Here is a 15,201-nt window from a genome sequence, read left to right as displayed (position 1 = left end):
CGCGGCGGAAACTGCTGTTGTGGAGCCTTTGTTTGCTGCTACTACTGTGTTCCAGTAGTTCAGACCTGCTGGATCAGCAGGACGATTGAAGTAAGCAACGTACAGTTGCTGGATGGCTTGATCGTAAATACCCATTCTGGATCCGGAAAAAATTTAAAAATAAGGAAATAGTGCAACTCTTTGAAAAATTTATCGTGTAATACTAGCATCACCTATTCATAGGTGACTTAAATTTATATGATGTCGAAAATCTTGTGTCTTTATTGCACGACTGAACCCAGTCAATCTCTGTAGTCTGAATATACTTATTCTGGGTAGGATAATTGAACCTGATTGTTCAAAACTCGGAAGCGCTCGCTTTCATACGTATTAATTGGTAGTAGCATTCGTCATATCAATGAAACTTCGATTCTTATACAAGTTTTTGCACCAATTGATTGCTGGAAATTATGTTAATCACAGATGATTTCTTTCTTGAAATAAAAACAAGGTTACATATATAAAATCTGATGGTTTTTAGAAACCTGCTCAAATCTTATTTACACTTCAAATTGACTTACAAATCTCTTACAAGCTAAGACGCATTTGCATGCACTAGAAATATCTCAAGGCAATCACTCCGCAGCATTAAATTATCGCCATAAGATTATTAATAAATCAATCAAAGAGTGCTTTGCAGGTAATACAATTGCGAAAAATATTTTAATTCCTTTAAATAACAACAAACTGATGCAAACCACTCTTCATTACAAATAAAAACGAGATGATGAGTTTGCAAACGATCTTTCTCAAAACATGTTGATACATCAAATCTAGGCCGGTTATTTGTTGACGCGACACAAAATTAGCCTATATTAAGCAACCTTTCTTTTTCTCCTTTTTATGTCTTCGTTTAGCAGCACAATGGCAAAACCAGAAGTTTTACACGGTGAGTACATTCCCGAACTGATGCGCCATGAAGTTTTGGCAGATTTATTAGAAACAACCGCACATACTTTCCCCACTAAAATCGCGCTGATTTTTGAACAAAAGGCACTTACTTATGCGGAGCTGAATACAAAAGCGGATCAGATCGCTTCTGTATTAATACGTTCGGGCATTCGCCCGGGACATATACTTGGGCTGTGGTTACCGCGCGGGATTGATTTGCTGGTGATGCAGGCAGCTATCGCAAAAACAGGCGCCGCCTGGTTGCCGTTTGATGCGGATACGCCAATTGAGCGTATCGCTGTCTGTTTGACAGATGCAGATGCTGCCGGAATATTAAGTTGTCAGCAATTTGATGCGGCGCTGGCACAATTAGATTTGCCTGTCTGGCGTATAGAAACCCTGCTGGATCATGCTGAGTCTGAACGATCGGCTGGTTTACTCAGACGCGGTGAGGTTGCGCCAGAATCACCTGCTTATGTTATTTACACTTCTGGTTCGACCGGTAAGCCGAAAGGCATCCTGGTTACTCAACAAAGTATCTGCCATTTTTTACGCAGTGAAAATCACATACTAGGCATCACTGAACATGACAAGGTGTATCAGGGATTTTCTGTTGCCTTCGATATGTCCTTTGAGGAAATCTGGATCAGTTATTTAGTTGGCGCAACTTTATGGCTGGCACCAAAAGAAATGACTGCCGACCCGGATGCTTTGCCACGAGCCATGCAGGCTCATCAGATTACAGTTCTGCATGCGGTACCTACTCTGCTTGCATTATTCAGCGAAGATGTTCCCAGTCTGCGGCTGATTAATCTTGGTGGTGAGATGTGTCCTGAGTCGCTGGTGAATCGCTGGTCGAAGCCGGGTCGGCAGATGTTTAATACCTATGGTCCGACGGAGGCCACTGTATCAGCCAGTCTGGCACCGTTACTACCGAATCAAGCTGTCACGATTGGCCAGCCTTTACCCAATTACTCTTTGCTGGTGATCAGTACAGAATCCGAACAAGGTTTGCAATTATTACCTCGTGGAGAAACTGGGGAGTTATGCATTTCCGGACCGGGAATTGCTATTGGTTATCTTGGACGTCCAGACCTGACCAATGAAAAATTTATCGCCAATCCGTGGGCGAGTCATCCGACAGAGGAAAGACTGTACAAAACAGGCGATCTGGCTTGCATTAATCCCGATGGCAGCGTGCAATGTCTGGGACGTGCTGATGATCAGGTCAAAATACGCGGATTTCGCGTGGAGCTTGGTGAAATTGAAACCATCTTGACGCAACAAGCAGGCATTGGTACCGCCGCTGTTGTATTGCGCCAGGATCAGGGCATTGATCAGATTGTGGCTTTTATATTGCGCGATGATCTGAATCATACGGCAACACCTCATCCTTTGTCGGATTCCGAGTTCAGTGCGCTTCTAAGGTCTGCATTAAGTGCGCTGTTGCCTCCCTATATGATGCCTTCGAGGTTTGAGTATGTATCAGAAATGCCGCGGTTGACTTCTGGCAAGATCGACAGAAACGTTCTCAAGAAACAAGCATTATCGATACAGACGATGGTCGGAGAGTCTGACGTACCAGAAACCGAGGCAGAAAAAGTTTTGTTTGCAGCATTAACGGGTTTATTTCCCGGTCAGGCGATTCGTAGAAAAGCGGATTTTTTTGCTGACCTGGGCGGACACTCTCTGATGGCTGCAAAACTGGTCTCTGTTTTGCGCCAACAGCATCGCTATGCTTATTTCAAAATCAGCGATATTTATCAACAAAGAAGCATTGAAAAATTGGCTGCCGTACTGGAAGTTGCAGGAATGGCGCAAGATACAGCGACCGAGCAGACGCAACTCTGGATTGCGCCGCCAACGTGGCGTCGTATGGCGTGTGCTGCGGCTCAAGCGGTGGCAATTCCCTGGTTGGTCGTTATGCGCATGGTGCAATGGCTTGCGCCATTTTTTGCTTATCACTTTTTTACAGGTGACCCCGGGGATTCTGTTGGTCGTGCAATGCTATTGTCTGTGGGCGTATTTTTGTTACTCACATTGGCAGAGTTTGCAGTGGCCATTCTGGGGAAATGGTTAATCGCAGGTCGCTTGCGCGCAGGGCGATATCCTTTGTGGGGATGGACGTATTACCGTTGGTGGCTGGCGGATCGTCTGGTAGAAGCAGCGCCAACCTACATGCTCGGCGGTTCTTCGCTGTATGTCTGGTGGCTGCGCGCATTGGGAGCAAACATAGGAAAAGATGTTGTTATCGGTTCCCTGACATTACGCGCACCAGATCTGTTCACCGCAGGTTCCGGCAGTAGCATTGGAAATGCTTGCAATTTTGAAAATGCACGCGTGCTGCACGGCGAATTATTGCTAGGCACGATTACCTTAGGTGAAGACACTTGTGTAGGCTCCTATTCTGTACTGGAAGGAAACACGAGTCTGGAAGATGGTGCGCATCTCGAAGGACAATCTGCATTAGCTGAGGGGCAGACTGTGCCGCGCTGGCGCATCTGGAAAGGCTCGCCGGCTCAGGATGCCGGAGCATTTGATCCAGCAGGCAATTTACCTCGCCCACCATTATCACGTGCCAGATCTGCTTTTGAAACACTATTTTTTGTGATTGGTTCGCTGGCGATCAGCGCTCTCTTTTTCATGCCGGTATTTCCCAGCTTCATGACGATAGACTGGTTTGACAGTAGTGATAATTTTCCGTGGTTACAAAGTAACTCATTGGCTTTTCAACTGACCAAATATTTTGTATTGGCATTTCCGGCAACTGGCGTGTTGATTATTTGCACCGCCCTGCTCTCTGCGGCAATCCGCTGGAGTATTTTGCCAAAATTGCAGCCAGGACACTATCCGGTGCATGGAAATATTTATTGTGGGAAATGGCTGGTCAATCAGATTCAAGAGGCTAGCTTAAATATTCTGCACGGTGTATATGCCACTGTTTATGCTCCTTTTTGGTATCGTTTGCTAGGCGCAAAAGTGGGTAAAGGCGCTGAAATTTCAACGGCACTCGGCGTTGTACCGGATATGTTAGCGCTGGGAGATGAGACCTTTATTGCCGATGCCGTTTTGTTGGGAGATGAGCATATTGACGGCGGCTGGATGAGCATGCGCCCTACAGTCATCGCCAAACGGAGCTTTGTCGGAAATGGTGCGTATATCCCAGATGGCACCGTACTACCGGAAAATGTGTTGATTGGCGTGCATTCCTGCGCACCAGACAACACACAAATGAAAGATGGTGATACCTGGCTGGGTTCGCCGCCTATTCACTTGCCGGCGCGTGAAGTTGTTCTGGGGTTCCCCGAAAATCTGACGTTTCACCCCTCTGCTTTCCGCCGTCTTGGACGCGGAGTGATCGAGGCTTTCCGTATTATTGCGCCTCACGCAATCGTGATTGCCGTGGGCTATACGATCGTGCTGGACCTGATGCCGTTAGCGGGTGATGACCGCTGGATGGAGGTGCTCTATTACCTGATGGTCGCTGGTTTGTTATACGGCATTGGTAGTTTTGCCTTTGTTCTTGGGCTGAAATGGCTGTTTATTTTCCGCTACAAAAAAAGTAGCGTGCCTATGTGGACGCCATTTGTCTGGTTTTCGGAGGGAATTACTAATTTGTATGAGGGTGTTGCCGTACCAAACTTTATGAGATATCTGAGAGGCACGCCGTGGCTTCCATTTGCTTTTAGTTTGCTGGGATGCAAAATTGGCAAAGGCGTCTATATGGATACGACGGATATCACGGAATTTGATTGCGTCAGCATTGGCGATTACAGTGAAATCAATGCTCTGGCCTGCCCTCAGACCCATTTGTTTGAAGACAGAGTCATGAAAATTGACCATGTCCATATTGGCGCCCGGGTGTATATGGGGCCGCGCAGTTCTGTCTTGTATAGCGCTGTTGTCGGGGATGATGCACAGCTTGGTGCTCTGACACTGGTCATGAAGGGAGAATACATTCCTGCGCGATCAAGCTGGCGCGGCTGCCCAGCTGCAATGACGACAGCCTGAGCCGGCTGACTTGTATGTTCCCGACAAGTCAGCCCGATGTTGCAACAGTGCTTTGCTGGCCCGAGAAAAGCTCTGAATTGCTGGATGTATTGAAAACCCAAGGACGCGCGCTATTGTATGTGCGCTTACCGGGTGCATTGGCAAGAGACGCGGCAAGATATCAGATTCGCATTGCCGTGTCAGAGTTATTAAGCCTTGCGTATTCTTTTCCCGCCGATCAGTTACGCATACCTTCCGGCATCGCCGGTCCGCTGTCTGTTTTGTTGAATCAGCAACGAGTGTTTCTTTCATTCGCGCACGAAGATGGCTTGTCGCTGGCAGGTATCAGCACAAGATCTGCGTTGGGTATGGATGTGATGAAGATTGACACCCAGTTGGAGTGGCAGCCGTTATCAAGGCTTTTTCTGGGAACAGCGCAGACTGCGCGCTTGCTCGATTGCCCGCCTGAACAGCAACATGCCGCATTTGCACAGGCATGGACAAGCATGGAAGCCTGTTCGAAGTTATCAGGAGATGGCTTGCATGAGTGGAACGCGCAACGCGAAGCCCGATTCTTGCAATATCACCAGAACGCTGATGTACTACGACTATCACTCCCCTCCCCTTATTGTGGAACGGTATTTTTCCAGAAAGAAGATGCCTGAGAGAATGAAAGAGACTTTTCGTCAGGTGCAATATCCGGCAACGATATTCATCAATAAGATTGTTCGCTGGTCCTCGTCATACTCAGTAGTTGCATCAAAGGTACCAGCTGTACCAGCCTTACCAACCCTCTGCGAGCCGTATTAGTGGTACCAGCGTAATAGATTCCTGCCCACCAGTTATCCGCGTGCCTTGGATAAAATAACCAGCCATTTCCGGCACAATAATATTTCGAGGTAACCTGCTTGTACTCCTGTGGAGCAATCAATCAGACTACTGACGTGGTAATTACGCTGTCTGAAATCCCGGCAAACAAAGACTTCTCTGCGGCCTATTCTCAACATAAATGATGTCGGTGTGAATTGCAGGCTGAAACGTGCTTCAAAAGACTGTTCGAGGTGTGCCATGGTGGTCAATCTCCGGATCGGTATTGGTTGAAATAAGTTGGGTGAGTCAATCAATAATAAGTGTGTAGTAAGTACGTGGCTGACATGAATATTCCGCCACTGAGAAAGACTTTAACACAAAACACTGTATGTACAATCAGTATTTAATCGTTTTCACACTGTTTGTCTCATCTTGTCACAGGCTGAATGGAATTTATTGGTTTATACAGGAGATGGAAAATATACTGAACATATAATCAGTATATTTTCTTTTGCAAATATTTCCCTTATATCCTGACTGATAGAACGGGATGTGATGGGTGGGTGAACGGGTGGGTTTCACATGCTGTGACGAAGAGCCTTCGTATAAGGGCAGGAAAGCTAGGTGCTTAAAAAAATGAAAAATCCCCCTGAAAATACTAGGGGGAGTATATTTTTAATCGCCTTTATTTCTAACGACATCAAGGGGAATATTCACTATACTCCCCTTAAAATACCAATATATCAGCTACGCAGCATCAATATATTCATGAGACTGATGAGACAAGAAAGTAGTTACAAGCATCATCAACAGAAGAGGCGACAAAAATGATTAAAGTCGTAAGCCTTAGCCTTGATATAAGCAATTTATTCTTCAACGATTATCGTCACCATCTTCTGGCAAAGTCAGCCGGCCAGTATGATAATCGTACTCATATACTTCACCGTAGCGCCCCCATTCGATCGCCACTTCCAGTACACGCTTCGCTTCGTCTGCCTTCAGAAACTCTGCCAACAATTCCAGTAAAGGCTGTTCCGGCAAGCTGCCATTACTTTCTGTTTCCAGATTACGTCGGATATGAGCTGCTAATGGCACGTGCGTCAATAATTGCTGTCCGAACAATTCCTGTTTATGTGCCTGTTCTGCTTCAACATACTTGGTTCCCAGTGCGGTCAGCATGATGTCACCCTTTTCCAGAACAGCAAAGCCGAGCAGACTCAGTGCTTCATAAGTAGGGAATAATTCTTCATCAGATAACTCTGACTCTTCTGCCAGTTGCGGCAAATCGGCGCGTCCATTAAAGGGCGCATTGGCCAACATGTCCAGGACACCCTCAATACGACTAACATCGGTGTCTGGCAAACGGTAACCCAGATGGCGTGAGCTTGGCGCATCGATTGCCGCTTCATGGCCATGACGCATGGTCATCAGCCCATAAACTTCATCAATCAGGGCCCGCACTTCCACCGCATCGACATCACGGGGCCGTGGCAAATCAATATGAATCTCACATCTGACAGTACCTGGATCGCTCGATAGAATGATGATGCGATCCGCCATCATGACGGCTTCTTCGATGTTATGAGAAACAATCAAAATACCTTTGGTCGAGATTTTTTTATCTTCCCATAGTTCCAGCATATCGTTGCGCAGTGTCTCACCAGTCAACACATCCAATGCCGAAAAGGCTTCATCCATCAGTAAGATATCGGGATTGGTCACCAAGGCCCGGGCGATACCTACCCGTTGCTTCATACCGCCAGATAATTCGCGTGGTAATGCCCCGCCAAAACCTGCCAGACCGATCAACTCCAGTACCGCATCTGCACGTGTTTCCCGCTCCGCCGCCGGCACCCCCTGCGCTTCAAGACCAAGTTCTACGTTTTGTTGCACCGTTAGCCATGGAAACAAGGCAAACGACTGAAACACCATCGCAATGCCAGCAACGGGACCAAAAATATCTTTATCACGATAGGCCACTTTACCTTTATCTGCCGGAATCAGACCCGCCATAATACGCAGCAAGGTCGATTTGCCAGAGCCAGATTTACCAAGCAAAGCAACAATCTCACCTTCTTTCAGATGAAAATCTACTTTATCCAGAATCAGACGAGATTTCCCATCAGAGGCCTTGAAGGATTTGGCGACCTGATTCAGGTCGATCAACAGGTTTTGAGTCATCTTATTTTCCTCATGCTGAGCAGATAGTGTGGTCTGATGATTAGCGAACATGATCTTCTGCCAGCAAATACAATTTACGCCAGAAAAAACGGTTCAGCAGCATGACGAACACACACATCACGCCAATGCCCAATGCGATTCTGTGAAAATCGCCGGCTTCCGTCATCTGCTTGATATAGCTACCCAGGCCATCTGCAATCAGCGTCGTTTTGCCCCAGGTAACGTATTCGGCGACGATACTGGCATTCCATGAACCACCGCTGGCAGTAATTGCACCTGTGATATAGCTGGGGAATATCGCTGGTAAATACACGCGCTTCCATTTCAACCACCCCTTCAAGCCGAGATTATCTGCCGCCAGACGAAGCTCATGTGGAATGGTTGCTGCACCTGCGACAACATTAAACAAAATGTACCATTGCGTTCCGAATACCATCAGTGGACTGAGCCAGATATTCGGTGTCAGGTTCAGTGTCACCATGACCAATACCACCAATGGGAACATCAGATTGACCGGAAACGCAGCCAAAAATTGTGCCACCGCCTGCACCTTCTGCGAATACTGTGGCCGTAATCCTATCCAGACAGCAATAGGCACCCAGACCAGAGAGGCCAGTGCGATGAGCAACATGACCCGTACTAAAGTGATCAAGCCAAGCCCGGCAACATGAAGCACCTCGCCCCAGCCGACATCGCTATGAATAAAGAGCATCAGGCGATAAGCCGCAAACAGGGCGCTGGCAACAATGCCAGCATCCAGCAACCTGAGCCAAAAGGGATTGATCACCTTACGCTGCGCTCGCTCTGAAGTCCCGTCGTAGCGGACGCTGAACCAGCTCAGTGCCCGCCCCAGATACGACCAGAATCTTTCTGTCCAGGTGCGCACCCAGCTACTGCTGCGCATCCAATCCAGTAGCCAGGATTGTTGTGCAGTTTCACCTTGTGATTCTTCAAAGCGAAATTTATCTGCCCAGGCCAACAAAGGCCGGAAGAATAACTGGTCATAGAGCAGAATCCCCGTCAGCATCGCGCCTATGGCCCACGCAATTGCCACACCATTTTTGGCTTCTATCGCAACGGCAATATAAGAGCCAATTCCGGGTAATTTGATATCCTGACCTGCGACAGAAATGGCCTCTGCCGCGACCAGAAAGAACCAGCCCCCAGACATTGACATCATCATATTCCACAACAATCCCGGCATAGCGAACGGTAATTCCAGACGCCAAAACCGTTGCCAGCTCGACAATCTGAAAATATGCGCAGCTTCCTGCAATTCGGCAGGAACATTACGCATGGATTGATACAAACTGAATGCCATGTTCCAGGCCTGCGAAGTAAAAATCGCAAAAATTGCAGCGCATTCCACGCCCAACAAATTACCTGGAAATAAGGCGATGAATGGCGCAATGGCAATCGCCTGAAAACCCAGAATCGGCACGGACTGCAAAATATCCAGCGCAGGGATCATGACTTTTTCTGCTGCCGCGTATTTCACAGCGATTGCTGCAAAGATAAGGCTGAACAGCAATGAAAAACCGAGCGCAGTAAACATGCGCAAAATAGTGCGCAACAAGTAATAGGGCAGATAAGACGGATCAAGCGAAATCTGCAAGGCTTGACCAACAGAAAACGGACGACTCATTTGCATAGCAGCAAAGGCAAACACACCCAAAAGAGCGAGAATCAATGGCAATAATGCCCAATCCCAGCGGTTAGGGCCCTTCACTTCGATATCGTCGCGATTCTGTAACTTAAACAGCTCAAACATGGCTAGCTCCTGAACAGGAGTGAAGACAGAAAAAAATATGAGACAGCACAATACCTCCCTGCACTGGCGCAATAGCGCTCAGGTGGTGACAAGAACATCCAATCCAAGGCACTTTGCCGCTCGAAACCGGTCGGTCTGGCAGTGAATGCGTTGATCAGGATGAGAGAAAAATGAGGTAAATAGCGATTCAGCTGAATTTGCTGAGAGGGACTACTACCCGCCAGGCGGCAAGGTAGCAGCAGATGATCTGCGATTACATTGCCGTGATGAAGTCGACGTAGGATCGACAACTATAACTATCCACAGAATGAACTCCCAAAAATGCGATGCCCGAACTCTAACACAGGCCTCAGACAAACTACAATATGCTGCAATGCGGAAATATGTTTTAAATTGTAAATGAAATCTATTTCTTAAAATCTAGTTCTTGATTTGCATTTTTTGCTGCAACAAGGCGGCAATTTCTCTTTGCTCGATTTCTTCGGCAAAATCCAATGCCGTCAGCCCCAGCGTATTTTTCAAATGCGGATCAGCGCCTTCTTCCAGTAACAAACTCACTGCCTCCAGCTTGCCAGAGCGAACAGCCATCATCAGAGGCGTTGTTTTATTCGGAGATTCGGTATCAATGTAAGCAAAATGCTCCAGCAACAGCGCAATAATATCCGTATTTCCTTTGGCCGCTGCGTAATGTAACGGCGCCCAACCGACCTGATTGATTTCAGCACCCGCAGCAATCAATTTTTTTACTGCTTCGGTATTTCCTAAAAAACAGGCCAGCATTAACGCAGTATCACCATTGACAGCACGTGCCTCCAGCTTGATGTCATCAGCCTTTAATAACTGGTCGAAGACAGTCATCGAATTTTCACGTAAGGCCAACATCAGTATCGTTTCTCCTCTGACACCTTCTACTGAGTTAACATCCATCCCTTTACGTAAAAATTCCTTTACTACAGGGGCATTATTAAAGCGTACTGCAAACAGAAAATCGTCATACGCCTCTGCATGTGCAAGGATAGGCAAAAGCAAAATAACAGAGAGCACACTGGCGAGCGCACCTGCGCGGGAAATGGTGCGCCAATCGTCAAGATTAAACAGTCGCGGGGCGATCATGGGAAGCGGACTTCGCAAACTGAAACAGGTTAAAGAAATTATCGGTCGTGGCTTGCTGTACCTCTTTCAGCGGAATTCCTCTCAAATCAGCCAAAAATTCACCGACATGGCGAACCAGCCCAGGCTCATTCATTTTGCCACGATGTGGCACAGGGGCGAGATACGGCGAATCCGTTTCTATCAATATCCTGTCCAACGGCAAAGCTTTGGCAACTGCCTGCAAATCCTTGGCACTTTTAAATGTGAGGATGCCGGAAAACGAAATATAGAATCCCATTTCTACCGCAGCTTGTGCGACTTCGAGTGACTCGGTAAAGCAGTGCATGACCCCCGCCACACCGCCCTGTGCCGTTCCAGCTCCCTCTTCCCGCATAATCCGGATCGTATCCTCCGACGCAGCGCGTGTATGGATAATCAATGGCTTACGGCTAAGGCGGGAAGCACGAATATGTTGACGAAAACGCTCACGCTGCCATTCCAGATCGCCTTTTAATCGGAAATAATCCAGGCCGGTTTCTCCGATTGCAATAATTTTAGGATGTTGCGATAACTCAAACAGCTGTTCCGCACTTGGCTCCGCTGTATCTTCATAATCAGGATGCACACCGACCGAAGCATAAATATGCGGATATTGCTCTGCCAGTGCCAATACTTGTGGAAAATCCGGCAGATCAACAGAAACACAGAGCGCATGACTGACACCATTGTCAGCCATTTTTTGCATAATTTCAGGTAACTTAGCTGCAAGTTCAGGAAAGTTAATATGGCAATGTGAATCTATGTACATAAAATATTTCTGGTTGATGAGATTGGCGGCTGAAGTAGCCGTTTATTTGCAGATGGGCTGATAATAAGCTGATATAGAGCCAGTCTGGTATTGCGATACAGCAGTTGACGCAACAAGGTGGCAAGATGACTCCAATACTAACGTCGTTTAACGCCGCGCAATCACATCCATGACGGCTTGCGCTGAAATATTGGCCGTATCCCTCAGCAAAGTATGATGCATCTGTGTGAACCTGTCCTTCAGGTCGCGTTGTATCGACTCACTATTGAGCTGTTGCCAGATGGCATCGGCCATCGCCAACGGCGTGGCAGCCGATTGCAACAACTCAGGAACCACAAATTCTTTTTCCAGAATATTGGGCAAACCTACCCACGGTTGATACCCCATGTGTTTCAGGATTTGCCAAGAGGCTTCCATCATCTTATAAGCAATCACCATCGGCTTTTTAAACAAAGCCACTTCCAGCGATGCCGTACCGGATGCAACCAGCACAGCATCTGCTGCTGCAATAGCCGTATGTGAACGACCATCAATCAACAATATCGGTACGCCTTCTAACTTGGCAGCCACAACCAGCTTGATGTAATAGCTTCGTTGCTTATTCCCTGCCATGGGTACCACGATTTGCAGATGAGGTTCGCGTTCTATCAAAATCTTTGCCGCACGAATGAATGCTTCCGTATTGTATTTAATCTCAGATATACGACTGCCAGGCAAGATGGCGACAACTTTGAATCGAGGGTCAAGGCCTAGTTCTTCACGTGCGGCTGCTGTATCAATTTCCATAGGAATGACTTGCGCCAAAGGATGCCCAACGTAAGTCACGGGAATGCCAGCATCCCGATAAATCTGCTCTTCAAAGGGAAACACCACCAGCATGTGTGAAACCGCTTCAGCGATTTTTTTGATACGCCCACCACGCCAGGCCCAAATGGAAGGGCTGATATAGTGCATTGTCGGGATACCAGCATGTTTAAGCTGTATTTCCAGATCAAGATTAAAATCAGGCGCGTCGACGCCAATGAATACATCCGGTTTTTCGTCGAGTAGCTTCTGCTTTAATTGCTTGCGAATACCACTGATCTCCCGGTAATGCGCAAGCACTTCAAATAATCCACGGACCGACAACTTATCCATCGGCCAATCGTTTACAAAATCGTATTCTTCCATGCGAGGACCACCAATGCCATGCATCAGTGAGTCCGGCAGATGAAGCCGTAGCCCAGATAACATGCGGGCTGCCAGCATATCACCGGAGGTTTCACCGGCCACCATGGCGATAACAGGACGATCAGCAAACACAGGCGATCCTTAGCGAACGATGCCGCGAGTCGATGCATCCAAAAAATCGCGCATCATTTTGACTTCGGGTGCACCTGCTTCCAACTCTGCCATCTGATGATCCAGTGCAGCCTTTGCCTCATCCAGCGTATGTCCTGATTTATAAATCAATTTATAGGCTTGACGAATCGCATTCAATTGCGGGCGATCAAAGCCACGTCGCTTCAGTCCTTCCAGATTCACGCCATGTGCTTGAGCTGGATTACCCGAAAGCAATACAAAAGGCGGAACATCTTGCGTCAGGCTGGTATTCATGCCAACAAACGCATGAGCGCCAATTTTGCAAAACTGATGAACAGCGGAGAAGCCGCTCATAATCACCCAGTCGCCCACCTCGACATGTCCAGCCAATGCCGCATTATTGGAAAAAACAGTATGGCTACCAACCGTGCAATCATGAGCAATATGCACATAGGCAAGAAACCAGTTATCGCTGCCTACCTTCGTCAGTCCTTTATCCTGCACAGTACCGCAATTGAATGTACAAAATTCACGGATCAGATTGCGATCACCTATCTCAAGATAGGTCACTTCACCTGCATATTTTTTATCTTGTGGTGGTCCGCCAATCGATGAAAACGCGTGAAAATGGTTATCCTTACCTATTGTTGTATGACCATCAATCACGACATGCGGGCCAATTTTAGTGCCTGCACCGATACTCACATCCGGACCAATAACAGAGTACGCACCAACCTCAACTGAGCTGTCAAGGTGAGCCTTGGGATCTATCAGTGCTGTTGGATGGATAAGCATTATTTCTCCGTGCTATCGTCAGTTGTACGCATTGTGCACATCAGCTCACCTTCAAGTGCCAGCTGACCATCCACTGTACCTTTTGCTTTGTATTTCCAGATGCCGCGGGCTACTTTCAGAATTTCGACATCCATCACCAACTGGTCACCAGGTTCAACCGGACGTTTAAAGCGTGCGCCGTCAATCCCTAGAAAATACACAATTGTTTTTTCATCAGGTTTAATGCCCATCGTCAGGAAAGACAGCAAAGCAGCGGTTTGAGCCAGTGCTTCTATCATCAACACGCCAGGCATGACTGGTTTGTTTGGAAAGTGGCCATTGAAAAATTCTTCATTGACTGTCACGTTTTTAATCGCCGTAATTGTCTTGCCACTTTCCCAATTTAATACGCGATCAACCAGTAGCATTGGATAACGATGTGGCAGATATTCTTTGATCTCGTTGATATTCAGTGTGTTCATGATGATTTTTCAGTCAATGTTTTAATTGTTTTTTCTAGTACGCGAAGTTTTTCCCGCATGCCAGAAAGGTTGCGCACAATGGCAGCCGTTTTTTCCCAGTCGGCATTTTTCGCCAATGGATAAAAGCCCGTATATTGTCCAGGCTCTAAAATTGAGCGGGACACCATACTGGCAGATGAAATATGGACGTTATCGACTATTGTCAAATGCCCGAGTACCATGGCGGCGCCACCAAATGTGCAGTGTTTTCCAATTTTTGCGCTGCCCGCAACACCAACGCAGCCAGCCATCGCAGTATGTGCGCCGATATGACAGTTGTGTCCTATCTGAATCTGATTGTCGAGTTTTACACCGTCTTCAATAATGGTATCGGCCAAAGCACCGCGATCAATACTGGTGTTCGCGCCGATTTCAACATCATTGCCAATCAGTACACGCCCGGTCTGGGGAATCTTAATCCACTGGCCGCGCTCGTTGGCAAAGCCAAATCCATCCGCACCAATGACGGCACCAGAATGGATAATTGCTGTTTGTCCGATCTGGCAATAATCATAAATACTGACATTGGCATGGATCAGTGAGTGATCACCGATTACCACCCCCCGTCCGATGACGCTACCGGCTTTAATGACAACTCCCTCACCGATGACAGACTCAGCGTCAATACTGACATGAGGGCCAATGCTCGCCGTTGCAGCAATCACCGCGTGCGGACTTACCCATGCGGAAGGATGCACACCGCATTCTGGTTCAATGGCTGTTAATGCTGCAAAATATTGCGCCGCACGAGCAAAGTAGACATACGGATTAGCCGCAACAATGCAGGCACCCTGATAGTCTGACGCAATTTGCTCGTAATCTGCTTCTGTGAGTATTAAAGCCGCCGCCTTGGTATGCGCCGCCTGTTGTCTTAATTTAGAATTAGACAGAAAAGTAATTTGATCAGGATTGGCATCGCTTAATGGAGCAATGCCAATTACCGCTATATCAGGAGAACCAATTAATTGACCACCGAAGCGATCGACCAATTCCCCCAGCCGAGTGCTTGTCGAGGTCATTAA

General features: G+C 47.3%; 11 protein-coding genes. 2 read left to right on the top strand and 9 right to left on the bottom strand.

Going from position 1 to position 15,201, the window contains the following annotated elements; genetic code table 11:
- The first annotated feature begins 903 nt into the window (after positions 1-903).
- A complete protein-coding gene (locus ACO0LB_RS07545) occupies positions 904-4,941 on the top strand; it encodes a Pls/PosA family non-ribosomal peptide synthetase (protein WP_423048058.1) in 4,038 nt (1,345 codons plus the stop codon).
- 14 nt (positions 4,942-4,955) lie between these two features.
- Positions 4,956-5,585 (top strand): 4'-phosphopantetheinyl transferase family protein, encoded by a 630-nt coding sequence (locus ACO0LB_RS07540; RefSeq protein ID WP_423048056.1) that lies wholly within the window; start codon positions 4,956-4,958, stop codon positions 5,583-5,585.
- Positions 5,586-5,762: 177 nt separating this feature from the next.
- Here ACO0LB_RS07540 and ACO0LB_RS07535 read toward each other — a convergent pair whose 3' ends face one another.
- The 9 genes from ACO0LB_RS07535 to lpxD form a co-directional block, all read right to left on the bottom strand.
- On the bottom strand, positions 5,763-5,990 hold the full coding sequence (locus ACO0LB_RS07535; RefSeq protein ID WP_423048054.1) for a hypothetical protein: 228 nt from the start codon (positions 5,988-5,990) through the stop codon (positions 5,763-5,765).
- 613 nt (positions 5,991-6,603) lie between these two features.
- Positions 6,604-7,911: a nitrate/sulfonate/bicarbonate ABC transporter ATP-binding protein gene (locus ACO0LB_RS07530; RefSeq protein WP_423048052.1), complete on the bottom strand. Its 1,308-nt coding sequence runs from the start codon at positions 7,909-7,911 to the stop codon at positions 6,604-6,606.
- Between the two features lie 40 nt (positions 7,912-7,951).
- The gene (locus ACO0LB_RS07525; RefSeq protein WP_423048050.1) at positions 7,952-9,682 is read right to left on the bottom strand and encodes an ABC transporter permease; all 1,731 of its coding nucleotides are present in this window, start codon (positions 9,680-9,682) and stop codon (positions 7,952-7,954) included.
- 420 nt (positions 9,683-10,102) lie between these two features.
- Positions 10,103-10,795, bottom strand: coding sequence for an ankyrin repeat domain-containing protein (locus ACO0LB_RS07520; protein ID WP_423048048.1), 693 nt, complete (start codon positions 10,793-10,795; stop codon positions 10,103-10,105).
- On the bottom strand, positions 10,773-11,582 hold the full coding sequence (locus ACO0LB_RS07515; protein WP_423048046.1) for a TatD family hydrolase: 810 nt from the start codon (positions 11,580-11,582) through the stop codon (positions 10,773-10,775). The genes ACO0LB_RS07520 and ACO0LB_RS07515 overlap by 23 nt, the downstream gene beginning before the upstream one ends.
- Before the next feature lie 147 nt (positions 11,583-11,729).
- On the bottom strand, positions 11,730-12,884 hold the full coding sequence (gene lpxB, locus ACO0LB_RS07510; RefSeq protein WP_423048044.1) for a lipid-A-disaccharide synthase: 1,155 nt from the start codon (positions 12,882-12,884) through the stop codon (positions 11,730-11,732).
- A 9-nt stretch (positions 12,885-12,893) separates the two neighbouring features.
- Positions 12,894-13,682, bottom strand: coding sequence for an acyl-ACP--UDP-N-acetylglucosamine O-acyltransferase (gene lpxA, locus ACO0LB_RS07505; protein ID WP_423048085.1), 789 nt, complete (start codon positions 13,680-13,682; stop codon positions 12,894-12,896).
- On the bottom strand, positions 13,679-14,140 hold the full coding sequence (gene fabZ / locus ACO0LB_RS07500; protein ID WP_423048043.1) for a 3-hydroxyacyl-ACP dehydratase FabZ: 462 nt from the start codon (positions 14,138-14,140) through the stop codon (positions 13,679-13,681). The genes lpxA and fabZ overlap by 4 nt, the downstream gene beginning before the upstream one ends.
- Complete coding sequence (gene lpxD / locus ACO0LB_RS07495; protein ID WP_423048041.1) at positions 14,137-15,198, bottom strand: UDP-3-O-(3-hydroxymyristoyl)glucosamine N-acyltransferase; 1,062 nt, start codon at positions 15,196-15,198, stop codon at positions 14,137-14,139. Before lpxD ends, fabZ begins: the two co-directional genes overlap by 4 nt.
- Positions 15,199-15,201: the final 3 nt, after the last annotated feature.

It is taken from the genome of Undibacterium sp. SXout7W (assembly GCF_049339385.1).
In the GTDB taxonomy this organism is placed as follows: domain Bacteria; phylum Pseudomonadota; class Gammaproteobacteria; order Burkholderiales; family Burkholderiaceae_D; genus Undibacterium.
The sequence above is the reverse complement of the archived record's forward strand: the minus strand, read 5'-3'. Positions and strand labels throughout refer to the sequence as shown.

Excerpts from the sequence above, each read along its gene's own strand:
- ACO0LB_RS07545 (WP_423048058.1), top strand. The coding sequence starts at position 904 with ATGGCAAAACCAGAAGTTTTACACGGTGAGTACATTCCCGAACTGATG.
- ACO0LB_RS07540 (WP_423048056.1), top strand. The coding sequence starts at position 4,956 with ATGTTCCCGACAAGTCAGCCCGATGTTGCAACAGTGCTTTGCTGGCCC.
- ACO0LB_RS07535 (WP_423048054.1), bottom strand. The coding sequence starts at position 5,990 with ATGGCACACCTCGAACAGTCTTTTGAAGCACGTTTCAGCCTGCAATTC.
- ACO0LB_RS07530 (WP_423048052.1), bottom strand. The coding sequence starts at position 7,911 with ATGACTCAAAACCTGTTGATCGACCTGAATCAGGTCGCCAAATCCTTC.
- ACO0LB_RS07525 (WP_423048050.1), bottom strand. The coding sequence starts at position 9,682 with ATGTTTGAGCTGTTTAAGTTACAGAATCGCGACGATATCGAAGTGAAG.
- ACO0LB_RS07520 (WP_423048048.1), bottom strand. The coding sequence starts at position 10,795 with ATGATCGCCCCGCGACTGTTTAATCTTGACGATTGGCGCACCATTTCC.
- ACO0LB_RS07515 (WP_423048046.1), bottom strand. The coding sequence starts at position 11,582 with ATGTACATAGATTCACATTGCCATATTAACTTTCCTGAACTTGCAGCT.
- fabZ (WP_423048043.1), bottom strand. The coding sequence starts at position 14,140 with ATGAACACACTGAATATCAACGAGATCAAAGAATATCTGCCACATCGT.
- lpxD (WP_423048041.1), bottom strand. The coding sequence starts at position 15,198 with ATGACCTCGACAAGCACTCGGCTGGGGGAATTGGTCGATCGCTTCGGT.